General features: G+C 68.2%; 22 protein-coding genes. 9 read left to right on the forward strand and 13 right to left on the reverse strand.

Translation table 11 applies throughout. The features are described 5' to 3' along the window. Nucleotides 1-16: 16 nt before the first annotated feature. Nucleotides 17-970, reverse strand: a complete 954-nt coding sequence (locus tag H609_RS0102100; protein ID WP_018876902.1) for a hydrogen peroxide-inducible genes activator — start codon at nt 968-970, stop codon at nt 17-19. Continuing rightward, a complete protein-coding gene (locus H609_RS0102105; protein WP_018866732.1) occupies nt 967-1,323 on the reverse strand; it encodes a DUF3301 domain-containing protein in 357 nt (118 codons plus the stop codon). The genes H609_RS0102100 and H609_RS0102105 overlap by 4 nt, the downstream gene beginning before the upstream one ends. Nucleotides 1,324-1,419: 96 nt before the next feature. Here H609_RS0102105 and H609_RS0102110 point away from each other — a divergent pair, with 96 nt between their 5' ends. The 4 genes from H609_RS0102110 (at nt 1,420) to H609_RS0102125 (ending at nt 6,065) form a co-directional block, all read left to right on the forward strand. Next, nucleotides 1,420-2,250 carry an inositol monophosphatase family protein gene (locus H609_RS0102110; RefSeq protein WP_018876901.1) on the forward strand — a complete coding sequence of 277 codons (831 nt, stop codon included), beginning with the start codon at nt 1,420-1,422 and terminating at the stop codon, nt 2,248-2,250. Next, the gene (locus H609_RS0102115; protein ID WP_018866730.1) at nt 2,247-3,641 is read left to right on the forward strand and encodes an adenylate/guanylate cyclase domain-containing protein; all 1,395 of its coding nucleotides are present in this window, start codon (nt 2,247-2,249) and stop codon (nt 3,639-3,641) included. Before H609_RS0102110 ends, H609_RS0102115 begins: the two co-directional genes overlap by 4 nt. Beyond that, complete coding sequence (locus H609_RS0102120) at nt 3,638-4,759, forward strand: hypothetical protein (protein ID WP_018866729.1); 1,122 nt, start codon at nt 3,638-3,640, stop codon at nt 4,757-4,759. Before H609_RS0102115 ends, H609_RS0102120 begins: the two co-directional genes overlap by 4 nt. Before the next feature lie 91 nt (nt 4,760-4,850). Next, entirely contained in the window at nt 4,851-6,065 is a 1,215-nt protein-coding gene (locus tag H609_RS0102125) for a TraB/GumN family protein (protein WP_028484199.1), read from the forward strand. A gap of 274 nt (nt 6,066-6,339) precedes the next feature. Here the strand turns inward: H609_RS0102125 and H609_RS0102130 are convergent, their stop codons facing one another. From H609_RS0102130 to H609_RS0102145, 4 genes are read right to left on the reverse strand one after another with little or no spacing between them, the layout of a single operon-like run. Continuing rightward, complete coding sequence (locus H609_RS0102130; protein WP_026280352.1) at nt 6,340-7,338, reverse strand: zinc-binding dehydrogenase; 999 nt, start codon at nt 7,336-7,338, stop codon at nt 6,340-6,342. 60 nt (nt 7,339-7,398) lie between these two features. Next, nucleotides 7,399-7,890 carry a Slp family lipoprotein gene (locus H609_RS0102135; protein ID WP_018866726.1) on the reverse strand — a complete coding sequence of 164 codons (492 nt, stop codon included), beginning with the start codon at nt 7,888-7,890 and terminating at the stop codon, nt 7,399-7,401. Between the two features lie 2 nt (nt 7,891-7,892). Beyond that, nucleotides 7,893-8,477 carry a Slp family lipoprotein gene (locus H609_RS0102140; RefSeq protein ID WP_028484200.1) on the reverse strand — a complete coding sequence of 195 codons (585 nt, stop codon included), beginning with the start codon at nt 8,475-8,477 and terminating at the stop codon, nt 7,893-7,895. A gap of 44 nt (nt 8,478-8,521) precedes the next feature. Then, complete coding sequence (locus H609_RS0102145; protein ID WP_018866724.1) at nt 8,522-9,418, reverse strand: HDOD domain-containing protein; 897 nt, start codon at nt 9,416-9,418, stop codon at nt 8,522-8,524. 194 nt (nt 9,419-9,612) lie between these two features. Here H609_RS0102145 and H609_RS0102150 point away from each other — a divergent pair, with 194 nt between their 5' ends. Then, nucleotides 9,613-10,410 (forward strand): dienelactone hydrolase family protein, encoded by a 798-nt coding sequence (locus H609_RS0102150; protein WP_018866723.1) that lies wholly within the window; start codon nt 9,613-9,615, stop codon nt 10,408-10,410. 81 nt (nt 10,411-10,491) lie between these two features. On the opposite strand, the gene H609_RS0102155 is transcribed toward H609_RS0102150, so the two are convergent. From H609_RS0102155 to metH, 5 genes are all read right to left on the reverse strand, one after another. Continuing rightward, entirely contained in the window at nt 10,492-11,859 is a 1,368-nt protein-coding gene (locus H609_RS0102155) for a response regulator (protein ID WP_028484201.1), read from the reverse strand. Nucleotides 11,860-12,031: 172 nt separating this feature from the next. Further along, entirely contained in the window at nt 12,032-13,585 is a 1,554-nt protein-coding gene (locus tag H609_RS0102160) for a bifunctional GNAT family N-acetyltransferase/carbon-nitrogen hydrolase family protein (protein ID WP_028484202.1), read from the reverse strand. 57 nt (nt 13,586-13,642) lie between these two features. Continuing rightward, complete coding sequence (locus tag H609_RS0102165) at nt 13,643-13,966, reverse strand: hypothetical protein (protein ID WP_018878480.1); 324 nt, start codon at nt 13,964-13,966, stop codon at nt 13,643-13,645. After that, nucleotides 13,963-14,355 carry a PH domain-containing protein gene (locus H609_RS0102170; RefSeq protein ID WP_018876895.1) on the reverse strand — a complete coding sequence of 131 codons (393 nt, stop codon included), beginning with the start codon at nt 14,353-14,355 and terminating at the stop codon, nt 13,963-13,965. The genes H609_RS0102165 and H609_RS0102170 overlap by 4 nt, the downstream gene beginning before the upstream one ends. A 149-nt stretch (nt 14,356-14,504) precedes the next feature. Beyond that, complete coding sequence (gene metH, locus H609_RS0102175) at nt 14,505-18,296, reverse strand: methionine synthase (RefSeq protein ID WP_028484203.1); 3,792 nt, start codon at nt 18,294-18,296, stop codon at nt 14,505-14,507. Nucleotides 18,297-18,450: 154 nt separating this feature from the next. On the opposite strand from metH, the gene H609_RS0102180 reads away from it, so the two are divergent. Continuing rightward, entirely contained in the window at nt 18,451-19,185 is a 735-nt protein-coding gene (locus tag H609_RS0102180; protein WP_018881849.1) for an arginyltransferase, read from the forward strand. A gap of 39 nt (nt 19,186-19,224) precedes the next feature. On the opposite strand, the gene H609_RS0102185 is transcribed toward H609_RS0102180, so the two are convergent. Then, nucleotides 19,225-20,073 (reverse strand): methyltransferase domain-containing protein, encoded by an 849-nt coding sequence (locus tag H609_RS0102185; protein WP_018876893.1) that lies wholly within the window; start codon nt 20,071-20,073, stop codon nt 19,225-19,227. Further along, a complete protein-coding gene (locus H609_RS0102190; protein ID WP_018866715.1) occupies nt 20,070-20,888 on the reverse strand; it encodes a class I SAM-dependent methyltransferase in 819 nt (272 codons plus the stop codon). The genes H609_RS0102185 and H609_RS0102190 overlap by 4 nt, the downstream gene beginning before the upstream one ends. A 489-nt stretch (nt 20,889-21,377) precedes the next feature. On the opposite strand from H609_RS0102190, the gene purH reads away from it, so the two are divergent. The 3 genes from purH to H609_RS0102205 are packed head-to-tail and all read left to right on the forward strand — an operon-like array spanning nt 21,378 to nt 26,771. Further along, entirely contained in the window at nt 21,378-22,943 is a 1,566-nt protein-coding gene (purH, locus tag H609_RS0102195) for a bifunctional phosphoribosylaminoimidazolecarboxamide formyltransferase/IMP cyclohydrolase (RefSeq protein WP_018878484.1), read from the forward strand. Between the two features lie 7 nt (nt 22,944-22,950). Beyond that, on the forward strand, nt 22,951-24,240 hold the full coding sequence (purD, locus tag H609_RS0102200) for a phosphoribosylamine--glycine ligase (protein WP_028484204.1): 1,290 nt from the start codon (nt 22,951-22,953) through the stop codon (nt 24,238-24,240). A gap of 44 nt (nt 24,241-24,284) precedes the next feature. Next, a complete protein-coding gene (locus H609_RS0102205) occupies nt 24,285-26,771 on the forward strand; it encodes a glycogen/starch/alpha-glucan phosphorylase (protein WP_028484205.1) in 2,487 nt (828 codons plus the stop codon). Nucleotides 26,772-26,782 lie beyond the last annotated feature (11 nt).

Raw genomic sequence — 26,782 nt, forward strand, 5'->3', positions numbered from 1 at the left:
ACCCGCCGCGGGCGGGTCAATCCGGGTTGCCCTGACCCGAGCCGGGCTGGATGAAATCGACGCAGGTCAGGGGGGTCGACAACACCGCCCGGCGCAGGGCCTCGATGGCCTCCGGGCGCGGGAAACTGGCGCGCCAGGCCAGGGCTACCCGGCGGCTGGGGGCCGGATCCTCGAAACGCCGCACGGCCAGCAGGCGCTGGGCATAGCGATCCGCCCCCACCGCCGTACACGGCAGAATGGTGACCCCCATTCCCGAGGCCACCATGTGGCGGATCGTCTCCAGCGAGGAGCCCTCGAGGTTGCGCGGCGTACTGCCGTCCGCGGTCACGGTCCGCTGGCAGTCGGGGCAGCGCTCCAGCACCTGATCGCGGAAGCAATGGCCCGCGCCCAGCATCAGCAGCGTGGCATCGGCCATATCCTCCAGACGCAGCGGATCCTTGTCCTTCAGCGGGTGCGCCGCCGGCAGCACGGCCATGAACGGCTCGTCGTACAGGGGCAGGGTGACCACCCCGGACTCCTCGAACGGCAGCGAGATGATGATCGCGTCCAGCTCGCCCTGCTTGAGCCGTTCACGCAGCCGCGCGGTGTAGTTCTCCTCGATCACCAGCGGCATATGCGGGGCGCGCTCGCGCAGCGCCGGAATCAGCTCCGGCAGCAGATAGGGGCCGATGGTGTAGATCGCGCCCAGCCGCAGCGGGCCGGACAGCTGATCCTGGCTCTGCACCGCGACCGAACGCAACTGCTCCACCTCGGCCAGCACCCGCCGCGCCTGCGCGATGACCTGTTCACCCGCCGGCGTCACGGAGACCTCGCCGCGGCCGCGTTCGAACAGCGTGACCCCCAGCTCCTCCTCGAACTTGCGCACCGCGACCGACAGCGACGGCTGGCTGACATGACAGGCCTCGGCCGCATGCCCGAAGTGCCGGGCATCCGCGACGGCCACCACATAACGCAGCTCGTTCAGCGTCACCCCGGACCACCCGCGCTCGGGTCGTCGCGCTCCGGCCCCTGAAACTCGCGACCACCATCCGGCCAGTCCAGGGTCACACGCTTCAGTTGCCGACCTTCCAGAGAGATCTCGCCGGGGTGGCGGCCCGCCCCGTCGGCGGAGAACTCGAAGCGATAGTGTCGTTGCAGGGCCAGGCCGCGCTCGCCCCACGTCAGGCGCTGACCGGTACGCACAACGGTCGCATCCAGCAGCTGGACCCCCGCCCGTTCACACGCCTGGCGCCCCACCCGGCGAGCCCGCTCGTTGGCCCGCCAGGTGTCATTCACGTAGAACGCGACCAGTGCCAGGGCGAGGATTATGATCAAGCCGGTCATGGACCGGTATGATAAGCACATTCGTAGCCGAGTTCGCCCGGGCCGACCGGGCCGCATCCGGCTCACTCACTCCGCAATCGGCGTTGCCAGGGCTGCATGACTGCCACCTCCATCCCCTTTTCCGATCTCGCCCGGGGTCTGCGCGTGATCGGACAGCAAGAACTCCTGCCGCGCTTCGAAGCCGGCATCGACGTGGACTACAAGGCCGACGGCAGCGTGATCACCGAGGCCGACCACGCGGTGGACGCCCGGGTGCGCGAGCTGCTGCGACTGCACGGGCAGCGCGAACCGGTGTTGAGCGAGGAGCAGGCGCGCGCGGAACAGGCACAGGTCCTGGAGACCGCCCCGGCCTTCTGGCTGGTGGACCCGCTCGACGGCACCTCCAATTTCGCCGGCGGCATGCCCTTCTTCGCCATCTCCATCGCCCGCATTGCAGGCGACCGGGTCACCCACGGGGCGACCTACGACCCGGTTCGCGACGAACTGTTCACCGCGACCGAGGACACCGCGCTGGAGCTCAACGCCGCCACCCCGCCGGCGGCCCGGCGACCACCGGTCCCGGAGCTGAAACGCGCCATCGCCCTGGTCGACTACAAGCGGCTGGACGCCCCACTGGCGCGCGAACTGGCCAGCCATGCCCCGTTCCGGTCGCAACGCAACCTCGGGGCCTGCGCCCTGGAGTGGGCCTGGCTGGCGGCCGGGCGCGCCGATCTGTACCTGCATGGCGGACAGGCCCCCTGGGACAGCGCGGCCGGCGGACTGATGCTCGCCCGCGCGGGCGGGGCCATGTGCGACCTCGGGGGCCGCCCGGTGTTCGGTCGCTCCCTGGCCAAGCGTTCCGCGGTAGCGGCCCGCTCCTCCGCCCTGCTCGCCGACTGGCGGGCCTGGCTGGCCCCCTGGCTCGCACCACGCGAGGATGCCTCGTGATCGGGCGGCGCAAGCGCGGTGTCAGCGCCCGCCTGAATGTCGGCGGGGCCGACTTCACGCCCCGCTATCTGCCGATCGCATGGAAGATCGTGGCGGCCATCGCCGGGCTTACGCTGGCCGGGATCGTGACCCTGTCGGCCGTGGTGCTGAACCAGGTCAGCAATGTGCTGGACAACCAGATTCGCGCCCAGGCCGAGATCACGGTGGCGCCGGTCGCGCGCACTTCGGCCGAGTTGATGCTGGCGGAGGACTACCTGACCCTGGAGACCCTGCTGAACTCGCTGGTGGAGGAGGGGCGGGTCGAATCCATCGCCGCCTACGCGATCGATCGCGGCCAGGTCGCGCGTGCCGGAACCCCGCCGGAGCAGTCTCTCACCGACGGCGTGTGGCCCCTGGCGCCCACGGTGGAACCGTACCGCCGCGAAGTCCTCTTCCAGGATGTGCAGGTGGGCTACATCGAGGCCTATATCGACACCTCGCCCATGCAGGAACTCATCCGCAACACCCTGAATGCCGGGATTGCCACGGCCATCGGGGTCTTCCTGCTGAGCCTGCTGCTGGCGATCGACATCAGCAAGCGCCTGGTGCGGCCGCTGGAACGCCTGGCCGAGAGCATGCGCTCGCGCTTCCGGCCGATGGACGCCGAGGGCAACCCCCTGCCCATGGTGCGCCAGGACGAGATCGCCCAGCTGACCGATGCCTTCAACGACATGGCGCGCGACCTGCTGCGCAAGGACCAGGTCGAGGCCGCCCTGCGCCGCTACGTATCGGACGCCATCGCCCAGGACATCCTGGAGAACCTGGACCGGGTCGAGCTGGGCGGGCGCGCGGTGGAGGGCTCGGTCCTGTTTGCCGACATCCAGGGCTATACGGCGCTGTCAGAGCGCTGCAGCCCGGAGGCCCTGGGCCGGATGCTCAACGAATTCTTCGGCCCGATGTCGGAATGCATTGCCCGTCACGGAGGCACGGTGGACAAGTACATGGGCGACTGTACCATGGCGGTCTTCGGCCTCGGGACGGACGCCGGCAACCACCGTCTGACCGCTGTGCAAACCGGCCTGGCCCTGCTGGAAACCGTCGCCTCGATCAATGCCGAACGCGAACGCCGGGGCGAGACCCGGGTGGAATTCCGTATCGGCCTGAACGCCGGCGAGATGCTGGCCGGCAACATGGGGGCCGAGGACCGCATGCAGTTCACCGTAGTCGGCGACACCGTCAACCTGGCCGCCCGCCTGGTCACGGTCGCGCCCCCCGGCGGGCTGGTCACGACCGCCGCATTCATGGAGCACGAGCAGGTGAAGGGACACTTCCGCACCGAAGACTGGGGCACCCACGAGCTGCACGGCGTCAGCGAGGCCGTTCCGGTCACCCGGGTCCTGGACCGCGCATGACCACACGCGGCGGCCTCCTCCCGCTCGCGGGCATCCTGCTGGCGGTCCTGCTGGTCCAGGGCTGCGCGGCCCTGGACCCCTTCGCCCCGCCGGAGCAGCGCATCGAGCGCGCGCTGGAGGCCGGCGACTACCAGCGCGCCCTGGAGCTGATCGAGCAGCACGAGCCGGAACCGCAAGCGGAATGGACCGAGCGCCGTGAGGAAATCGAGCGCGCGGCCGAGACCGCCGCGGCCGCGGCCATGGACGAGGCGCGCGCCGCCTCGGCCGAGGGCGCCGTGGCCCGCGCCCTGGAGATCCTCGAGGACGCCGAGCAGAAGCTGCCGCCCGCCAGCGAACGGCGCCAGTACATCGAGCAACTCGAGCGCCAGCGGCAAGTCGGCCTGCAGACCCTGGAACAACGCCACGACATCCTCGAGGCCCGCGCCCTGGTCCAGCAGCTGCGCCTGCTGGAGGTGATGCGTCCGCTGGTGCGGCGCAGCGAACAGCTGCCGGACGATCCCGACCGCCTGGCCCAGCGCCGCGACCCCCTGGCCCGGTCGCTGGACGGCTACGCCGCGGATACCGAGGGCGAGGAACGCCTGGAGCTGCTGCGCCTGGCCCAGAACCTGGCACCCGCCTCGGAACGCGCGCGGCGCATCGCGGAACTGGAGCAGGAACTGCGCGAGGCCGAGGCCCCCGCGGTCGAGGACGAGGTCCCGCGCTCCACCATCAACGCACGCCTGCGCCAGGCCCTGGAGGCCGACGACCTGGCCACGGCCGCGCGCTGGTGCCGCAGCGAGATCACCCCCGATGCCGACGCCTCCGGCCCGGACCAGGCCGCGCAGCGGGCGCACCGCGTGCTGTGCGAGGAATGGCGCGAACGCCGCGACGCACGCGCCGAGGAACTGCTGGAAGCGGGGCGCGGGCACTACTCCGCCGGGCGCATCGAAGAGGCCCTGGAGCACTGGCAGGAAGGGCTCGACCTGGCCCCCGATCACGCCGGACTGATCACCGCCCACGAGCGCGCCCTGCGGGTAATCGAGCGCCTGGAGAGCCTGCGCGTGCCGGAACCCCTGCCCGCGACCGACGAGGCGACCCCGCCCGCCGACGTGCCGCAAGCCGAACCCGAGGCCCCCTGACCACCTCCCCGCAACGCCCCCTTCCGGCGCTGCGGGCCGCACGCATTCGCCGTAGAATACGCCCGCCCACCGGAGCAAGAGCCCGCCACGCATGAATCCCGCCGTCCAGGAACTGATCGCCGACGAACCCCACCGCGTCCTGCAGCTGGGCGACACCGAGGTCGTGGTGCTGGGGACCGCGCACGTCTCGCGCGCCAGCGCCGACAAGGTGCGCGCGCTGGTGGACACCGGCGCCTTCGACAGCGTCGCCATCGAGCTGTGCGAGAGCCGCCAGCGAGCCATGCTGGATCCCGATGCCATCGGCCGCATGGACCTGTTCAGCGTGATGCGCAAGGGCCAGGCCCCGATGATCGCCGCCAGCCTGGCGCTGGGCGCCTACCAGCAACGCCTGGCCGACCAGTACGGCATCGAGCCGGGGGCCGAGATGCGCGCGGCGATAGACGGCGCCCTGGACCGCGGCCTGCTGCTGGCCCTGATCGACCGCGACATCGGCCTGACCCTGCGCCGCACCTACCGCGCCGTACGCTGGTGGGAGCGCATGGGGCTGATCGGCGGCCTGTTCGGCTCGGTGCTGTCGCGCGAGAAGATCGACGAATCGGAGATCGAGCGGCTCAAGGAAGGCGACATGCTGGAGTCCACCTTCAGCGAGTTTGCCGAGCAGTCCGAGGATCTCTACCGCACGCTGATCGAGGAGCGCGACCACTACATGGCCGCCCACCTGCGCCGGCTCGCGGCCAACCCGGACACCCGCCGCATCCTCGCGGTGGTCGGGGCCGGGCACCTGCCCGGGATTGCCGAACAGGCCGAGGATCACCTGACCCCGCCAGACGCGATCCTCGAGGCGCTCGACCAGGCCCCGCCCAAGGCGCGCTGGCCGAAGGTCATCCCGTGGGTGGTGATCGGGGTCATCCTGGCCGGCTTCGCCATCGGCTTCTCGCGCAACCCGGACATCGGGGTGCAGATGGTCACCGACTGGGTCCTGATCAATGGCGGCCTGGCGGCGATCGGCGCGATCGTAGCGCTGGCCCACCCACTGACCGTGCTAACCGCCGCCCTGGCCGCCCCGCTGACCTCGCTGAACCCCACCATCGGGGTGGGCTTTGTCGCGGCGGCGGCCGAGCTGTTCCTGCGCAAGCCCCGGGTCTCCGACTTCGCCAGCCTGCGCCAGGACACCACCACCCCGCGCGGCTGGTGGCGCAACCGCGTCTCGCGCGTGCTGCTGGTCTTCCTGCTGACGACCCTGGGCTCCGCCGCCGGCACCTACATCGGCGGCGCCCGCGTCTTCAGCCACCTCTTCGGCGGCTAGCAAGGGCTGATTGATCTCACCACGAAGGGCACGAAGGCACGAAGAAGGGCAAGGTCAAGGGCGCTTGCACCACAGAGGGCACAGAGGACACGGAGAAAGGCATTACTTGGGTTGAGAACGCCCTCTGGAGGGCGGCCGGTCACCGGACATAAGACTCACAGCGGAACCGAACCAACGCAGCTGAAAGCACCGGTCCTTTCTCCGTGAACTCTGTGCCCTCCGTGGTTAATCCGCCCTTTGTCTTTCTTCGTGTGCTTCGTGGTAAATCCAACACCTACTCGGGGATGCGCAGGACGAGTTTGCCGCGGCGGCCGCCGGCCTCGATGCGGCGGTGGGCCTCGGCCGCCTCGGCCAGGGGCAGGGTGTCCTCGACATTGACCTGCAACCGCCCGCTGGCCAGCCGGGCCAGGCCCTCGGCCACGAGGGTCCCCTGGTGCTTCAGGCGCCGGCGATCGTTCTCCAGCATCGGGGTCAGCATCAGTTCCAGGCTGATACTCGGGTTGCGCAACCGCGCGGGGTTCCAGTCGACATCCGCCGGGGGTGCCAGCAGGGTCACCAGGTCGCCGCCATAGGCCACCTGGGCCAGGCCCTCGCGGAAGGTCTCGCCCCCCACGGTATCCAGCACGACATCGAAGCCCTGGCCATCGGTGTACCGGCGAATGGCCTCCCCGGCGTCCGGCTTGCGCAGATCGGCGACATCCACGCCCAGGGCCGTGACAATGGCGGCGGCCTCGTCGCGCCGCACCAGCCCCAGCACCCGAGCGCCAGCCGCACGCGCGATCTGCACCGCCATCTGGCCCACGCCACCGGCCGCCGCATGCACCAGCACACTCTGTCCGCGCTGCAGATCGGCCCGCTCGAACAGGGCCTCCCACGCGGTCAGCCAGGTCAGCGGCAGGGCCGCGGCCTGGATATCGGACACCGCCGAGGGCACCGGGACCACCGCGGCCTCCGGCACCACCACCTGCTCGGCGTAGGTACCCGGATCGGCGCCGACCCCGCCAAAACAGAAGGCCACACGTTGCCCCGGCCGCGCGTGGTGTACCGCGCTGCCGCATTCCTCGACGATGCCGACGCCATCGCAACCGGGGGTGTTGCGGGGGGCGCCGGGGACGATCATGCCGCCGCCGCGCACCTTGGTATCCACCGGATTGACGCCGGCGGCCAGCATCCGGACACGGACCTGGTCGGGGGCCGTCAACGCCGGTTCCGCCACCTCGTCCAGGCGCAGGACCTCGGCGGTGCCGGGTTCGTCAAACACCACTGCTCGCATGGAACCTCCCAGACAAATTCGAATGGTTGTGCCCGCGCGCCGGGACGACCCGGTCCCGCGCTACAGGCCGATACCGATCCCGATGCCGAAGCGCACGCCGCCGGATGAACGCGGCGGGTCGGGCTCCGGCCACAGATGCACCGAGTGGGCATCCAGCACCGGGAAGACGTAGTCCAGTTCACCGATCCGCCCTTCCTCGACGCCGGTAACCGTGCCTACGCCCGTGATGCGGCGACCGGCGCGATAGTCCACCGGGTCGGCGAAACCGTCCACCCGCAGGCGGAAGCGCCCGGTGGTGGACTGCCGAGTCTGCGGCTCCTGGCGAGTCAGTGGGTAGCCAACCACCTCGACGAAGGTGGCCTCGGCGCGATTGTCCACCCGAGCGATCACGCCGCCCCAGACCTGCTCGTCGGCGGGCAGGCTGTCCGCCGTGACGGCCCGCGGTTCGACCTGCACGGACGGGTCGTCAGGCGCCTCCAGCGGGCCGGAGGCACAGGCGATCAGGAACAGGGGCAGCAGCAGGGCTGCCAGGGGAAACCGGAATCGGGACATACTCACCAGTACCACGGATGCGGGTGATAACGCCCGTAGACCCCGTAACGCGGGCCCCAGGGGCTGTAGAACGGATCGTAGAAGGGGTCGTAGAACGGGTCGCGATAATACCGCCCGGACGGCAGCGGCCGGCGTGGCCACAGGTACACCGCATCCGCCTGCAGGGTCACGAAGGTATAGGCGTAGTCACCGATACTGCCTTCCTCGGTGCCCTGGATTACGCCGCGTACGGTGACCTCGCGGCCCTCGGCGTAGACCTGGGGGTCCAGGAAGCCGCCGCTGACCGCGCGAAAGCGCCCCGGGGAGCGGTCAGCCTCCCGCGGGCGGCCCTGACGATCCAGCTCGCGGGCGACCACCTCCAGCCGGGTGCCGCCGTCGGTGTTCTCGATGGCCGCGATCACCCCGCCCCAGACCACGACCTCGCCCTTCACCGCCTCGGGGTCGGCGAGCACCTGCTCGCGATCCGGTGCCGCGGCCGGCAACGGGGCCAGCGACGCCGGCACCCCGGCGCAGCCCGCCAGCAGGAACAGCAGGCCGGCCGCGAACCACACGCGCAGACCCGGGTTGATACAGGCGGACATCGACATAATGCTTCCGACCCCGGAGGCCGGCGCGGGTTCACGCCACGCTCTCACGCGCGCGGCTCCGCGTCGTGCGCCGGATCGCAGAGGTCCTGCACCGCCAGCACCTCGTGCTGGGCCTCCTCCACGGCGGAGAGCAGGACCTCGGGGGCCAGGTGCAGGGCCTCCCAGACCGCCGGGTCCACCGGTGGGGCGTCGGCCCAGTCGCGCGAGTCGATCTCGGCCAGATGGGCGCCGGTATTGGCCAGGTGCACCAGCATCACGGCGGTGCGGTGGCGCTCCGGCGCCTGCATGGGCTGATGATGACCGGCCAGGCAATCGACCAGCAGCTCCGGCAGTCCCCAGTGCTCGGCCAGGGCCCCGCCCAGCTCCGCGTGATCAAACCCCAGCTGGGCACGTTCCGCACCCTGCGGGCTGAGCCCGTCGCCGACATCCAGGCTGGAGAGGAAGGCCCGATGGGCCGATTCCGGCGACTGCGAGAACAGCAGCAGCTTGCCCAGGTCATGCAGCAGACCGGCCAGGAAGATCCCGCTGGCCTGGCGTGGCAGCACCCGCATCGCCAGCTGACGCGCGATCACCGCGCAGTAGGCGGAATGCCGCCAGAAGACCTCCAGCGGCAGGCGCTCCTGATCGGGGATGCTGGCCGTCGCGCGGGTGATCGCACTGGCCACCACCAGGCGCTGCAGGGCATCGCGCCCCAGCATCGCGATCGCGCGGTCCACCGAGTCGATGGTCCGCGCGGGGGCGTAGGCGGGGCTATTGGCGATGCGCAGGACCAGGGCCACCAGGCCGGGGTCGCGGCTCAGGCTGTTCGCGATCTGGACCGCGGTCGCGTTGTCGTCCTCCAGAAGACGCGCGACCTCGAATACCACCTGCGGCATCGCCAGCAGCTTGTCGGCCGACTGGACCCGGGCCTCCAGGGAATCGTTGGCGGAACGCTCGGACATGGATGGATCCTCTTGCCGGAGCGAAGCGCCGATCGCTTCGCCCCACTCGTCCTGTTCCCGGGCCGGCGCGCTGACACGGCCCGGACGTCTCTACTGTAGCCGCTGTCCCGATCGTTGTAACCCGGCGGGGCAACGAACCATACTCGAGGGTCCGGGTCTATCGAGAGTCGATTCGACGATCAAGGAGGTGTTCGATGTTCGCCAAACCCGCTTTCGCGCCGCTCGCCGTCCTGCTGGCCGGACTCCTGCCCGGCCTCGCCTTCGCCGGCATCCAGACCGAAGAGGTCGCTTACGACCACGACGGTGACGAGATGACCGGCTACCTCGCCTACCCCGAAGGCGACGGCCCGCATCCGGCGGTCCTGGTCATCCACGAGTGGTGGGGCCACAACGACTACGCCCGCGACCGCGCCGAGCAACTCGCCCGCGAGGGCTACACGGCCTTCGCCCTGGACATGTACGGCAGCGGCAAGCTGGCCGACCACCCCTCCACCGCCGGTGAATTCGCCGGCGAGATCCGCGAGAACCGCGATCTGATGCTGGGCCGTTTCCAGGCCGCCTACGACTGGCTGCGCGCGCATGATGCGGCGGCCGATGCCGCACCCTCCGCGGTCGGCTACTGCTTCGGTGGCACTGTGGCCCTGGAGGCTGCACGCGCCGGGATGGACCTGAACATTGCGGCCAGCTTCCACGGCGGCCTGGGGACCGAGCACCCGGCCGAGGCCGGCAAGGTCACGGCGGAACTGCTCAGCTTCACCGGCACCGCGGATCCGATGATCCCGCCGGAACAGATCGCCGGCTTCCAGGACGAGATGCAGAATGCCGAGGCGCGCTACACCGTGGTGGAATTCTCCGGGGTGAAGCACAGCTTCACCAACCCCGGGGCCGACGCCATTGCCGAGGAATTCGGCATGCCGGTGGGCTATGACGCCCGCGCGGACCACGACTCCTGGAACCATCTGCTGGGCGTACTGCGCGACCGCCACCAGTAGGAAATGCCCCCGGCGGGCCCCGGGTCACCCGGGCCCGCCACCTCCCAACAACTCATCGAATCGCCGGGCCCTCCGGCGACGTCAGTATCCACGCAGGTAGATCGCCACACCCAGGGCGACCACAACCGCCAGCACTCCCACGAAGGCCACCCGGAACCAGCGCCGGCGCCCCAGGCGCTCGGAACGCCTGTGCGGCGGGTCTGACGCTGGCGCGCGCAGGCGGTCCTCCGGCTCCGCCTTGACCGACCCCTCGGGATCGGCCGGGCGCTCGGGCTCTGCGGCCGCCGTGGTGCTGTGTCCGGTCAGGGCGTGTTCCAGATCGCGGATACGGCCACGCAGCTCCTGATTGCGCTGCTGAGACTCGGCCAGTTCCTGTTCGCGCGCTACCAGGCGCTCGCCCAGATCCGCCGCCGAGTCCCCGGTGTCCGCGCAGCGCTGCTCCGCCTCCGCCTGGGCCTTCTCCGCGGCGGCCGCCCGCTCGCACTGCTGATTGCGCTCGCGGCGCAGGCGATCGGCCTCGGCTCGCGCGTCCTGCAGCTCTTTCTGCACCGCGTCGCGCTGGCGCTCCAGCTCGACCAGGTCATGATCCAGGCGAACGTTCTCGCCCTCCAGTTCGCGCACCCGGCTGCGCAGTTGCTCGGTCGCCTCGCTGGCCGCCGCGGGTGCCCCGGCCTCCTCGGCCTCCAGCTCCTCGACCCGCGCGCGCAGCGTGGCCAGTTCGGCCTCGCGGGCCTCGGCCTGCTCGCCGGCGGCCGCGGCCTCCTCGTCGCGCGCCCGCGCCTCGGCCAGCGCCGTCTCGGTCTCCTCCAGCCGGGCCTGCAGGGTCTCGATCTCGCGCTCGCGTTCCTCGGCGCGCTGGAAGGCCGCCGTGGACTCATCGCGGGCCTCGCCCAGGGCATTGCGCAGGCGCTCCAGTTCCTTCTGCGCCTCGCGCTCGTTGGCGGACTGCTGGCGCAGCATCAGCTCGCGACGCAGGCGTTCGACCTCTTCGCGCAGCGCCGCGGCCTCGGCGGTATCGACTTCCGCGCCGGCGCTCGCGGGCTCCGGGGGCGGCGGCAGCAGTTCGGCCACCACCTCGCGCACACGGGTCGGCACGAACGGCTTCATCAGGACGGCGCTGGCGCCCAGCGAACGCCATTCGTCGCTGGCGGCCTCGTCGCTCTCCTGGCCGGTCACGATCGCCACCGGGAGATCGGCAGGGACATTCTCGATGCCATCGCGCACACGGAGCAGCAAATCCTGGCCGTCGATCCCCGGCATCGAGAGATCGGTCAGCACCAGGCCGATATCCGGATACTGCTGCAGCAGCTCCAGGGCCTGCTCGCCATCGGCGGCCTCGTAGACCGTGTGCTGGTCCTGCAGGATGCGCTGCAACGCGACCCGGATGACCTTGGAGTCATCCACCACGAGAATCGCGGTGCGTTTCGGATCCGGAATCTGGTCGCTCATGCTGTCCCCTGACTATCTGGCGCCCGCCTGGCGACGGCGCGAACCCCGGTCACCCGCCGCATTCTGGCCGTGTCCGGTCCTCCCTGTACGCACAAGACTAAGTTGCCGGGCGCGCCGATGCCAGTGGCCGCCAACGGGCAACCGGAACGCGTTCACGTTTTATCCGCGCGGGCTATACCGGCTTGGACTTCCACTTGACCGAGTAGAGATCCCGTCGGCGGTCGCGCAGGTTGCGCACCGAGCCGTGGTTGCGCAGCTCCTTCAGGTTGTCCAGGTCAAGATCGACGATCAGGGTCATCTCGGTGTTCGGGGTCGCCTCCGCCGCCACCGCGTCATGCGGGAAGGCGAAGTCGGACGGGGTGAAGACCGCGGCCTGGGAATACTGCATGTCCATGTTCTCGACCTTGGGCAGGTTGCCCACCGAGCCGGACATCACCACGTAGCACTCGTTCTCGATGGCGCGTGCCTGGGCACAGCGCCGCACCCGAAGGTAGGCGTTCTTGGTGTCGGTCCAGTAGGGGACGAACAGGATCTGCAGGCCATGATCGGCCATCACCCGGGGCAGTTCGGGGAATTCCACGTCGTAGCAGATCAGGATGCCGATCTTGCCGAAGTCGGTATCGAAGACATGCACCTCGTCGCCCCCCTGCAGGCCCCAGTAGGAGACCTCGTCGGGGGTCACGTGGACCTTGTACTGGCGGTCCCAGGTGCCGTCGCGGCGGCACAGGTAAGAGACGTTGCGCAGCACGTCGTCGGTGTATTCGGGCATCGACCCGGCCACGATGTTGATGTTGTAGGCCAGCGCCAGGCGCACCATTTCCTCGCGCACCGCCTCGGTGTATTCGGCCAGGCGGCGCACGGCCTCGGCCGGGTAGTCCTGGTTGAACGCCCCCATCAGCGGGCCGTTGAAGAATTCCGGGAACAGCACGCAATCCGCGCGGTAGCCGGAGACCGCATCCACGAAGTACTCCACCTGCTGGAACAGGGCATCGAGATCCACCGTCGGGCGCATCTGCCACTGGACCACGCCGATGCGCACGTCCGAGCGGCTACCGCCGATCAGCTTCTCCTTCTCCTCGTAGTAGATGTTAAGCCACTCGATCAGGGTGGCGTAGGCCCCGGACTTCTCGTCGTCCGGCAGGTAGTTGGTGATGATCTTGCGGACGTGAAAGTCGTTCGCCAGCTGGAAGGTCAGGATCGGATCGGTGATCTCGTGGTTCTTCACCCGGCGCACGTACTGCTGCGGGGTCAGCTCGTCGCGGTACTGCTCGTAGCCGGGGATGCGCCCGCCGGCGACGATCGCCCGCAGGTTCAGCTTCTCGCACAGCTCCTTGCGCGCGTCGTACAGCCGCCGTCCCAGACGCAGCCCGCGATAGTCCGGATGCACGAAGATGTCCACGCCGTAGAGGGTGTCGCCGTCCGGGTCATGGGTGGTCAGGAAGCCGTTGCCGGTGATCTGCCAGTAGTTGTGGTGATCGCCGAAGCGCTTGTATTCGACGATCAGGCTGATCGCCGCGGCCACCACCTTGCCGTTGTCCTCGATGCAGATCTGGCCCTCGGGAAAACGCTTCACCTGGGAGCGGAACTGCGCCTCGCTCCAGGCGCCGTCCAGGTCGTGATAGACCCGCTCCATGATCTCGCGGATGTCCTCGTAGTCCTCGATCCGGGTCGGCCGCAGGGTGAGGTGGTGCTGGGGATTGGATTCGTTGTCCGCGTCGGTCGTCACGCTCGGGGCTCCGGGGATTGAGAAGGAAACGCAGGATGCACGGTGCACCGGCCGGGATCAAAAGATCCAGGCCAGCATCAGCCAGAAGAAGACGAAGAACAGGAAAAAGCCGGGGATCATGAACTGCAGTTCCCCGATCAGGCCCTCGCCGGCGGCCAGGGCAAACACGATCGAGATCAGGACCGACACGATGGCCGCGACCAGCGCGGCGTTCTTCAGGCCCATGCCGTCGTCGAAGGTCAGCGCCACCCAGTCCGACAGCCCCGGCAGGGAGACCGCCGCCGCCAGCACCAGCAGGGCCACCAGCAACGCCACCAGCGCCGAGGTGCCCAGCAGGATGCGCAGCGCCAGGCGGCTGTCGGAGCGATCACTCCGGCTCATGCCAGGGCCTCGCGGCGACCGCGCACGTACTCGCGCACGCGGTTGGGGTCGGGGATGCCGGTGACCCGGAACTCCGGGTTGTCGCCAGTGGTGTACACCGCGATGCGGCCCACCCGGAAGATGCGGTCGAAAAAGCTCTGGTCCACCTTCACCGTGCGGATCTGGCCGATATCCAGATCCACATGCGACTTCGACAACAGACCGCGCTCGAGATGCACCTGGTCGGCATCGATGCGCAGGCGCACCGAGCGGGTCTGCAGATACCACCACAGCAGGATCAGCAGGCCGAGCCCGAAAGCCGGGATCAGGACCAGGCTGAGGATGAAACCGAACGGGTGATTGCGGAACATCGCCGGTCGGGCGTCGATCGCGGGTTCACGGGCGGACATGCACGAACTCCGGTTGCGGGCGGGCTCGAACAGTTTGGCGCGGCCACCCAGACAAAGCGAGCCCCGCACCAGGGACTCCCTGATGCGGGGCTCGCAGTTTGCCGGACCCGCCCGCTCGCACGGGTCGGCCCGGAGACGGGACCGGGGTGTTACGCGGTCCGGGCCTCGCGCTCGGCCTTGGCTTCCGCCTTGGCCTCGTCGCTGTCGTCATAGCCAATGTTCGGCGCGAGCCAGCGCTCGGCCTCCTCGAACGACATGCCCTTGCGCTTCGCGTAATCCTCGACCTGGTCGCGGTTGACCTTGCCGAGACCGAAGTAACGCGACTCCGGATGTGCGAAGTACCAGCCGGACACGGCCGAGACCGGAAGCATGGCGTAGCTCTCGGTGAGCGTCATGCCAGCGTTCTCTTCCGGCTGCAGGAGCTCCCACAGGGTGGACTTCTCGGTGTGCTCCGGGCACGCCGGGTAGCCCGGGGCCGGGCGAATACCCTGGTACTTCTCCTCGATCAGGTCCTCGTTTTCGAGCGACTCGTCCGGGACGTAGCCCCAGAATTCGCGGCGCACATGCTGATGCATGCACTCGGCGAAGGCCTCGGCCAGGCGGTCCGCCAGGCTTTTCACGAGGATCGAGTGATAGTCGTCGTTGGCCTTCTCGAATTCCGCGGCCTTGGCGTCGACATCGCCACCGGCACTGACCGCGAAGGCCCCGATGTAGTCGGGACCGCCGGCCTCCTTCGGCATCACGAAATCGGCCAGCGAGTGGCTCGGCTGACCCCGGCGCTTCTCGGTCTGCTGACGCAGGTGATGCAGCTTCTTCAGCACCTTGGAGCGATTCTCGTCGGTATAGACCTCGATATCGTCATCATTGACGGTGTTCGCCGGGAAGAAGCCCACCACGCCCCGCAGGGTGACCCACTTCTCGTCGATCATCCGCTGCAGCATCTCCTGGGCGTCCTTGAACAGCTTGCGCGCCTCTTCACCCACCTTCTCGTCATCCAGGATGCGCGGGTAGGCGGCGTGCAGCTGCCAGGAGTGAAAGAACGGCGTCCAGTCGATGTACTCGGCGACCTCGTTCAGATCGTAGTCGTCGAAACGCAGCAGCACGGAGCCGTCGCCATGCGGGTGCAGCACGGTCGGCTCGCCCGGCAGCTTGTCGGTCTCCAGCGCCTTCGGCCTGGGCGGGGTATAGCTTGACCAGTCGATCTGCGGCTTGTTGGCGCGCGCCTTCTCCAGGGTGACCCACTGGGTCTTCTTCTTGCGCCCGGCGTTCTGCACGCGCAGCTTTTCGTACTCCTCGCGGATCTCGGCGGCGTACTTCTCGCGCAGCTCGGGGCTGATCAGGCTCTGGGCCACACCCACCGCACGCGAGGCGTCCTTCACCCAGACCACCGGGCCGGAGTAGTTCGGCTCGATCTTGACCGCGGTGTGGGCGCGCGAGGTGGTCGCGCCCCCGATCATCAGCGGGGTCTTCATGCCTTCGCGCTCGAGATCGGCGGCGAAGTTGGCCATCTCCTCCAGCGAGGGCGTGATCAGGCCGGACAGGCCGATGACGTCCACATCGTGTTCCTTGGCGGCCTTCAGGATCTCGGCGCCCGGCTGCATCACGCCGATGTCGATGACCTCGAAGTTGTTGCACTGCAGCACGACACCGACGATGTTCTTGCCGATGTCGTGGACGTCGCCCTTCACCGTGGCCATCAGGATCTTGCCGTTGTTCTCGGTGCCGGTCTTCTCGGCCTCGATGTACGGGATCAGATGGGCCACGGCCTTCTTCATCACGCGGGCGGACTTGACCACCTGCGGCAGGAACATCTTGCCCTCGCCGAACAGGTCGCCGACGACGTTCATGCCGTCCATCAGCGGACCCTCGATCACCTGGATCGGGCGGTCATAGGCCTGACGCGCCTCTTCGGTATCCTCGACCACGTAGGTGTCGATGCCCTTGACCAGGGAGTGCTCGAGGCGCTTGGTGACTTCCCATTCGCGCCACTCGAGGTTCTCCTCCTTCTTGCCGCCGCCCTGGCCCTTGTACTCCTCGGACAGGTCGAGCAGCCGCTCGGTCGCATCGTCGCGGCGGTTCAGGACCACGTCCTCGACCGCTTCCTTCAGCTTCTCGTCGATGTCGTCGTAGACCGCCAGCTGACCGGCGTTCACGATGCCCATGTCCATGCCCGCCTTGATGGCGTGGTACAGGAATACGGCGTGGATCGCCTCGCGCACCGGCTCGTTGCCGCGGAAGGAGAACGACACGTTGGACACGCCGCCGGAGACCAGCGCGTGCGGCAGGTCCTGCTTGATGCGACGGGTGGCCTCGATGAAGTCCACGCCGTAGTTGTTGTGCTCCTCGATACCGGTCGCGACCGCGAAGATGTTCGGGTCGAAGATGATATCCTCGGCCGGGAAGCCGACCTTCTCGGTCAGCAGCTTGTAGGCACGGGTGCAGATCTCGACGCGGCGGTCCTCGTTATCGGCCTGGCCGTCCTCGTCGAAGGCCATGACCACGATCGCGGCGCCGTAGCGACGGCACAGCTGGGCCTGCTTGATGAAGTTCTCCTCGCCCTCCTTCATGGAGATCGAGTTGACCACCGCCTTGCCCTGCACACACTTCAGGCCAGCCTCGATGATCTCGAACTTGGAGGAGTCGATCATCACCGGCACGCGGGCGATGTCCGGCTCGCCGGCCAGCAGGTTGAGGAAGCGGACCATCGCGTCCTGCGACTCCAGCATCCCCTCGTCCATGTTGATGTCGATGATCTGGGCGCCGCCCTCGACCTGGTTCAGCGCGACTTCCAGCGCGACGTCGTATTCCTCGTTCTGGATCAGACGCAGGAACTTGCGCGAGCCGGTCACGTTGGTGCGCTCGCCGACGTTCACGAACAGCGAGTCGTCGGTGATGTTGCACGGCTCGAGACCCGACAGGCGACAGGCCGCGGCAACCTCCGGCACCTTGCGCGGCGGATGCTTCTCCACCGCCTCGCGCATCGCGCGGATGTGCTCCGGCAGCGTGCCGCAGCAACCGCCGATGATGTTCAGCATGCCCTGCTCGGCCCACGGGCCGACGTCCGCGGCCATCTGCTCCGGGGATTCGTCGTAGTCCCCGAACTCGTTCGGCAGACCGGCATTCGGGTGCGCGGAGACAAACGTGTCGGCAATGCGCGACAGCTCTTCCACGTACTGGCGCATCTCTTTCGCACCCAGCGCGCAGTTCAGGCCGATGGAGACCGGGTTCGCATGACGCACCGAGTTCCAGAAGGCCTCGGTGGTCTGGCCGGACAGGGTACGGCCGGAGGCGTCGGTGATGGTGCCGGAGATCATGATCGGGAGGTCCTTCCCGAGCTCGTCTTCCAGGGTCTTCACCGCGAAGATCGCGGCCTTGGCGTTCAGGGTGTCGAACACCGTCTCGATCAGCAGCAGGTCCACGCCGCCCTCGACCAGGGCCTCGGCGGCCTCCTTGTAGGCCTCGACCAGGGTGTCGAAATCGACGTTCCGCGCGCCCGGGTCGTTCACGTCCGGCGAGATCGACGCGGTACGGTTGGTCGGGCCGAGGATGCCAGCTACGTAACGCGGCTTGTCCGGGGTCTTCTCGGTCCAGGCATCGGCGGCCTTGCGCGCGAGCTTCGCGGATTCGCGGTTCAGCTCGGGGACCAGGTCCTCCATGTGGTAGTCCGCCATCGCGATGCGGGTACCGTTGAAGGTGTTGGCCTCGATGATGTCGGCGCCGGCCTCGAGATAGTCGTTGTGGATCTGCTCGATGATGTCCGGACGGGTCAGCGACAGCAGGTCGTTGTTGCCCTTCAGGTCGGACTCCCAGTCCTTGAAGCGCTCGCCGCGGTAGTCGGCCTCGTCCAGCTTGTACAGCTGGATGGTGGTTCCCATACCGCCGTCCAGGATCAGGATGCGCTCTTTCAGCGCCTTCTCGATATCTTTACGTGTTGCCGTCATGTGCCGTACACCATTGGTTTCGAATGGGATAAGTGTACACGCCGGGGTTCCATCCCGGTCGTGGAGCCCACCCTTCCGGCAGGCTCTTTCGTATCTCGTGGCGGTCTGGGATGCCCCTGTTTGCGCCCGTGCACGGAGATGTCACGATAGCGCCATGCAGGAACATCCAATCCGCTGGTTCATCACTGCCCCGCAGGCCTGCCCCTATCTGGACGACCGCGAGATGCAGAGCCTCCTGGTCGACCCCGCGGTCAGCCTGGGCGGTGCCCGCTTCGGCCAGCTACTGGCCGAGGGCTTTCGCCGCAGCGGTCAGTTTGTCTACCGGCATCACTGCCCCGAATGCGCCGCCTGCGTGCCGGTACGCATTCCGGTCGCGCGCTTTCGCCCGAATCGCAGCCAGCGCCGTTGCCTGGACCGCAATCAGGATCTCGCGGTGGCGATCCGGCGCCCCCCGGAGCAGCCGGGCACCGGGCCCGCCGCCGATCTCGACGAGCACATGCCGTTGTTCTCGCGCTACCAGACCGCCCGCCACGCGGGCGGGGGAATGGAGCAGATGGGGCACGAGGAATACGCGGGGATGCTGGCCCACCATAATGGCCCGGTGGATCTGATCGAATTCCGCCAGGCCGGCACGCTGGTCGCGGTGGCCGTCACCGACCGCACCCCGCAGGGACTGTCGGCGATGTACAGCTTCTTCGATCCGGATCAGCCGCGCCGCGGCCTGGGCACCCTCGCGATCCTGACCCAGGTGGCGCATGCGCACCGCCTCGGTCTGCCCCATGTCTACCTCGGCTACTGGATCGACCAGGCGCCGAAGATGGAATACAAGACCCGCTTCCAGCCGCTCGAAGGCCGCATGGACGGGGTCTGGAGGCGACTGCCCGCCTGACGGCGGCCAGCCCCTCGGTCCCTGCTTCGCAAGCGCGACCTAGCGGGCCGGCTTGCGGAAGCGGAAGATGCCCCAGGTCAGGTAGCCCGAGTTGCCGCCATCGACCCAGTGCTGCAGGCCCTGCTTCATGCGGTCGATGTAGTCCTGCGAGATGTAGTGCTTCAGCTCGTCCTCGCGGGACTCGAGCTCCTGCTTCACGCGGCCGTAGTGGGTCGCGATCTGGCTGGAATGCTCCTCGAAACCGACCTCTTCCAGACCCGCTGCCTTGGCCGCCTCACGGTAAAACTCGGGGCTAGCCAGCGAATCCAGATGGATGCGGGCGAGGATCGGGTCCAGCACGCCGTCCGGGCAGTCGTCGGTCTGCATCGGGTCAGTGAAGATCAGCCAGCCACCCGGCTTCAGCACACGCGCGGCTTCCTGAATCACCTTCTTCTTGTTTTCGTTCTCGCTATGCAGGAACGAGTCTTCGGACCAAACCACGTCATAGGACGCGTCCGGCTCGTCGACCTTCTCGAAGCTGCCGTCGACCACGGTGATCTTGTGGTCCAGGTGGCGCGCCTTGTTGATCTCGCGGTCGCGCTCGTTTTCCTTCTCGGACAGGTTCAGCGCGGTGACTTCGCAGCCGTAGTTCTCGACCAGGTAGCGCGCGACACCGCCGTAACCGGCGCCCATGTCGAGCACGCGCCATTCCGGCTGCGGCTCGCCGAGCAGGTCGGACATATGGGCGACCGTGCGCCGGCTGGCGTCGCCGATCGGCTCGTCCTTGTACTCGTACAGCCCGATATGGAGGTCTTCACCGCCCCACACCATTTTGTAGAAGGTGTCGGCGTCCTCGCTGTTGTAATAGTCGCGAGCCGTCTCGACGACGTCGGAGTAGTTCTCGCTCATCGTTCCTCGCCCTCGATATAACGCTTGTCGGCAACGTGGATGAAGAAGTCGGGATCGGTCTCGCGATAGGTCTCCTGGAAGTCCCCGTAGGTCTCGATCTTCTGGAAACCGACCTCGCGCATCAGGCGGCGCACATAGGCCTTGCGCAGCGGGAACATGTTCAGGAAGTACTCGGAGCCATCCGGGAAGCGATACTGGAAGCGGGCCAGGCCTTCGTCGACATGGGCCGGCTGCACCTGCACGTCGTCGCCGCAGTAGTAGTAGGTGTGCTTGGACGAGTAGCCGTGGTCCATGATGGTGTCGTAGTTGCGCTGGTCGAGGATCAGCACGCCATCATGGTTCAGGGCGGAGTAGAACTCGGCCAGGGCCTTGCGGCGGTCATGTTCGTTGAACAGGTGGGTAAACGAGTTGCCCAGACAGACCACGGCGTCGTAACGGCCGTAGATATCGCGGTTGAGCATGCGCCAGTCGGCCTGCACGGTGCGCAGGATGTGCCCGCGCTTGCGGCCGTTCTCGAAGGCCTTGACGAGCATCTCCGGGGCGCCGTCGGCGGTCACCACGTCAAAGCCCGCTTCGCGCAGCTGTACGGAGTGAAAACCGGTACCGGCGGCCACGTCCAGCACGCGCTTGGCGCCACGCTTCTTCAGTTCCTCGATAAAGAAGGTGCCTTCGCTCTTGGCGCGGTTGTCCCAGTCGATCAGGTCGTCCCACTTGTCGACGAAACCGGTGGTGTACTCGTTGAGGTAGTTCTCGGTATCGCGACGTTCGGTCGGCTTGTCACCGAAATCCTGATCATTCTTGATGTTCGCTGCCATGCTGGTTCCTCTTGGCTTTTGCTGCTGTCGTAAGCGTGAACGGACGGCCCGCGGCCGATCCGTCGGCACAACACCCCGCAAACGCAGAGAACCGCGACCCCCGCATGTCCCGGCGGTCTCGCCATTCGCCCGATCCGCCCAGGCCAGGCCTGGTGTTCGGGTAGCAATGCAACGGGCGCGTTGTTCGCAGCGCCCGCTACCGGCCTGGCCGGTTCATCCTGCACATCCGGAGGGCTCTTCATTACCCGGATGCCGAGCCGTGGTCTGGCGGGCCCATCCCGCCTGGCTCGGGGATCGTTTACGGCGCCTCGCGCTGCGTCTGAACGCGGGCGTTGTGTCCGAAATCGTTTTTATACCCTGAAGGTTTTGCGCAAAAATTACAAGTTGAGCCCCAGCCCTCCCGCTGTGCCGCGGCCGGGTCGAAGCCGCCTCCACGGGCGTCACGCGTTCGATATAATGGCGGTTTTTGCAGCGATCCCGAGGCCCCGCATGACCCCCAGCCGCCCCATCCAGCGCGCCCTTTTGTCGGTCTCCGAGAAGACCGGCGTCGTGGAGCTTGCCCGCGCCCTGCACGAGCGCGGCGTGGAGCTTCTGTCCACCGGCGGCACGGCCCGCCTGCTGGCCGAAAACAACCTTCCGGTGACCGAGGTTTCCGCGCACACGGGCTTCCCCGAGATCATGGATGGCCGGGTCAAGACCCTGCACCCGCGCATCCACGGGGGCCTGCTGGGGCGGCGCGACATCGACTCCGCGGTGATGGCCGAGCAGGACATCCCCCCGATCGACCTGCTGGTGGTGAACCTCTATCCCTTCGAGGCGACCGTGGCCCGACCCGGGTGCAGCCTGGAGGATGCCATCGAGAACATCGACATCGGCGGGCCCGCGATGCTGCGCGCGGCGGCCAAGAACTACCGTGACGTGGCGGTGGCCACCAGCCCCGACCAGTACGGCGAGATCGTTGCGGCCATCGGCGACCACGGGGAGGTCCCGCAGTCCCTGCGCTTCCGCCTGGCGGTGGCGGCCTTCGATCACGTCGCGCGCTACGACGCTGCGATCAGCAATTACCTGTCGGCCCTGGACGAGGACGGCGAGGCCGCGCCCTTCCCCGGGCAGCTGAACGCCACCTTCGAGCGCGTCGAGACCCTGCGCTACGGCGAGAATCCGCACCAGCGCGCCGCGTTCTACCGCGATCCGCAGCCCACACCCGGCACCCTGGCCAGTTACCGCCAGCACCAGGGCAAGTCGCTGTCCTACAACAACCTGGCGGACGCCGATGCCGCCTGGGAATGTGTGCGCCAGTTCGAGGCCGGGGCCTGCGTGATCGTCAAGCACGCCAACCCCTGCGGCGTGGCGGTCGCGCCGAGTCAGCTGATGGCCTACGAGCGCGCCTTCCAGACCGACCCGACCTCGGCCTTCGGCGGCATCATCGCCTTCAACCGCCCGCTGGACGGCGACACAGCGCATGCGATTGTCAGCCGCCAGTTCGTCGAGGTCGTGATCGCCCCCGAGATCACGCCGGGCGCGCTGCGCGCGCTGGCCACCAAGAAGAACGTCCGGGTACTGGAGATCCCGCCGGCGGGCGTTGGCCCGGGCCTGGACTACAAGCGCATCGGCGGCGGGCTGCTGGTCCAGGATGCGGACCGCGGCAGCCTGGCCGATGTGGAACTGAAGACCGTGACCGCGCGCGCGCCGTCGGAACAGGAGATGAAGGACCTGTGCTTCGCCTGGCAGGTCGCCAAGTACGTCAAGTCCAACGCCATCGTCTACACCCGCGACCAGCAGACCATCGGGGTCGGGGCGGGCCAGATGAGCCGCGTATACTCCGCGCGCATCGCCGGCATCAAGGCCGCGGACGAAGGCCTGCAGGTCGCCGGCTCGGTGATGGCCTCGGATGCCTTCTTCCCGTTCCGCGACGGCATCGACGCCGCGGCCGAGGCCGGTATCACCGCGGTGATCCAGCCCGGCGGCTCGATGCGCGATCAGGAGGTGATCGACGCCGCCAACGAGCACGACATCGCCATGCTGTTCACCGGCATGCGCCACTTCCGCCACTGAGGTCCCGATGAACGTACTGGTAATCGGCAACGGCGGGCGCGAGCATGCGCTGGCCTGGAAGCTGGCACAGTCGCCGCGCGTCGAGCGCGTCCTGGTGGCCCCCGGCAACGCGGGCACCGCGCGCGAGGCCAAGTGCGAGAACGTCGACGTCGGCGTCACCGACATCGACGCGCTGCTGGCCCTGGCCGAACGCGAGGCCATCGCGTTTACCGTGGTCGGCCCCGAGGCACCCCTGGTCGCCGGCGTGGTGGATGCCTTCCGCACCGCCGGCCGGCGCTGCTTCGGCCCCACGGCAAAGGCCGCTCAGCTCGAGGGCTCCAAGAGCTTCGCCAAGGACTTCATGCACCGCCACCACATCCCGACAGCCGCCTACGGCAGCTTCGAGGACGAACGGGCCGCGCTGGAGTTCATCGCCACCCACGGCGCGCCCATTGTGGTCAAGGCCGACGGCCTGGCCGCCGGCAAGGGCGTGATCCTCGCGCAGACCGAGGACGAGGCCCGCGCGGCGGTGCACGACATGCTGGCCGGCAACGCCTTCGGGGAGGCCGGCAACCGCGTGGTCATCGAGGAATTCCTGACCGGCGAGGAGGCCAGCTTCATCTGCATGGTGGACGGCGAGCACGTGCTGCCGCTGGCCTCCTCGCAGGACCACAAGGCGCGCGACAACGGCGACCAGGGCCCGAACACGGGCGGCATGGGGGCCTATTCACCCGCCCCGGTGGTGACCGATGCGCTGCATGCGCGCATCCTGCACGACGTCATCGAACCGACCGTGCAGGGCATGGCCGCCGACGGCGAACGCTACACCGGCTTTCTGTATGCCGGCGTGATGATCGACGCTGCGGGCAACCCGAAGGTCTTGGAGTTCAACTGCCGCTTCGGCGACCCCGAGACCCAGCCGATCCTCAGCCGCCTGGAATCGGACCTCAGCGAACTGGTCGAGGCGGCGCTGGACGGGCGTCTGGACGCGGTCGAGGCCCGCTGGGATGCGCGCGTAGCGCTGGGCGTGGTCCTGGCCGCCGGGGGCTATCCGGGGGACTACCGCAAGGGCGACGTCATCAGCGGCCTGGAGACCGTGGAGGCCGATCCCGACGCCCACGTGTTTCATGCCGGAACCGCCCGCGATGCCGAGGGTCGCATCGTGACCGCCGGCGGTCGCGTACTCTGCGTGGTCGGCCTCGGAGCCAACGTGAAGAGCGCGCAGAAAAAGGCCTACGCGGCCGTACACCAGATTCATTTCGACGATATATACTGCCGAACAGATATCGGCTATCGCGCCGTCGCCCGGGAAGGATAATTCCAGGCAGCGGCGCTTCTACCCCCTTTCTGGAGATTCGCCCGATGGCCGCCCCCGAAGTGACCCACCTGCCCAACCTCCCCAACGATGTGGAGGGTCTGCGGCAGTCGATCCGCGATGCTGTGGTCCGCGTGGTCGGCGAGGACCCGCGCCAGGCCACCGAACGCGACTGGATGGAGGCCCTGGCCTTCGCCATCCGCGAACGCATGGTGGAGCGCCGCCTGCTGACCCGCCGGCAGTTCGCCGACGAGGACGTCAAGCGCGTCTACTACCTGTCGCTGGAATACCTGATCGGGCGCATGCTCGAGGCCAACCTGCGCAACATGGGCATCCTCGAGCCGGCCCGCCAGGCCATGGCCGATCTCGGCGTCGACCTCGACACCATTCTGGACCTCGAAGACGACGCGGCCCTGGGCAATGGCGGGCTGGGGCGCCTGGCCGCCTGCATCCTGGAATCCCTGGCGACCCAGGGCTACCCCGGCTACGGCTACGGCATCCGCTACGAGTTCGGCATGTTCCGCCAGCAGTTCGAGCCCTACCATCAGGTGGAACACCCGGACAACTGGCTGCGCTACGGCAACCCCTGGGAGTTCCCGCGCTCGGACCGCAAGTATCCGATCCACTTCTACGGCTACGTGGTCGAGCACCATCACCCCGATGGCTCCACCCGCTACACTTGGGAGGACGGCGAGGAAGTCCTGGCCATGGCCTACGACTACCCCACCGCGGGCTATGGCCGGCGCAACGTGAACAACCTGCGCCTGTGGGCGGCCAAGGCCACCCGCGACTTCGACCTGCGCTATTTCAATGAAGGCGACTACATTCGCGCGGTCGCGGACAAGGCGGAGTCGGAGACCATCTCGATGGTCCTGTACCCCAACGACGCCACCGCGATCGGCAAGGAACTGCGCCTGAAGCAGGAGTACTTCTTCGTCTCGGCCTCGCTGCAGGACATCATGGAGCGCCATCTGGCTCTGGACTACAGCCTCGACGCCCTGCCCGACAAGGTCGCGATCCAGCTGAACGACACCCACCCGGCGATCGCCGTCGCGGAGCTGATGCGCCTGCTGATGGACGAGCACGAGCTGCCCTGGGAGCGCGCCTGGGAGCTGACCCGGCGCACCTTCGCCTACACCAATCACACCCTGATGCCCGAGGCCCTGGAGACCTGGCCGGTGGAGCTGATGGAACGCGTACTGCCACGCCACATGGGGATCATCTACCAGATCAACCATGGCTTCCTGGAGGAGGTACGCCACCGCTATCCGGGCGACAACGACCGCCTGGCGCGGCTGTCCATCATCGACGAGGAACACGGCCGCCGGGTCCGCATGGCCCACCTCGCGGTGGTGGGTTCGCACCGCGTCAACGGCGTGGCGGCGCTGCACACCCAGTTGCTGCAGGAGACCCTGTTCGAGGACTTCTACAACCTGTGGCCGGAGCGCTTCGTGAATGTCACCAACGGGGTGACCCCGCGCCTGTGGATGATCCAGTCCAACCCCGCGCTCACCGAACTGCTGGGCCAGCGCATCGGCGACGACTGGCAGTACGATCTGGATCGCCTGCGCGCGCTGGAACCCTACGCCCACGACGCCGACCTGCAGAAGGCCTTCATGGACGTGAAGCTCGCGAACAAGCAGCGCCTGGCGGACCTGGTGCGCGAGCGCACCGGCGTGGAGCTGAACCCGGACGTCATGTTCGACGTGCAGATCAAGCGCATCCACGAGTACAAACGCCAGCTGCTGAAACTCCTGCACGTGGTGGACCTGTACCGCCGCATCCGCGCCGGCGAGGACATCCCGCCGCGCGTGGTGCTGTTCGGCGGCAAGGCCGCGCCGGGTTATGCCCGGGCCAAGGGCATCATCCAGGTGATCAACGAGGTCGCCGACATCGTCAACCATGACCCGGCCATCGGCGACCGCCTGAAGTGCGTGTTCTTCCCCAACTACGAGGTCAGTTCGGCGAGCATCATCATCCCGGCGGCGGATGTCTCCGAGCAGATCTCCACCGCCGGCTTCGAGGCCTCCGGGACCGGCAACATGAAGCTGGCGCTCAACGGCGCCCTGACCATCGGCACCCTGGACGGTGCCAACATCGAGATCCGGGACGCGGTGGGCGAGGACTCCATCTTCATCTTCGGCATGACCGCCGACGAGGTCGTCGAGCACCGCCGCCACGGCCCGTCCCCGGAGGCCATACTGGCCGGCCAGCCGGGCCTCGCCGCCGCAGTCGAGATGATCGAGTCCGGGTTCTTCACCTGCAACGACCCGGGCACCCACGCCGACCTCGGTCGCTACCTGCGCCAGGAAGATCCCTTCTTCGTGATCGCCGACTATGCGGCCTACGCCGAGGCCTGCGCGCGGGCGGACACCCTGTACGCCGACCGCGCCGCCTGGGCCGAGGCCGCCATCCTGAATGTCGCGCGCATGGGGTATTTCTCGATCGACCGCACGGTGCGCGACTACGCCCGCGAGATCTGGGACATCACGCCGGAGCCGGTCGCCCCGTCGCGCACCAACGGCGCCGCCTGACGCGGCGGCGC

It is taken from the genome of Thioalkalivibrio sp. ALE17 (genome assembly GCF_000425605.1).
GTDB lineage: Bacteria > Pseudomonadota > Gammaproteobacteria > Ectothiorhodospirales > Ectothiorhodospiraceae > Thioalkalivibrio.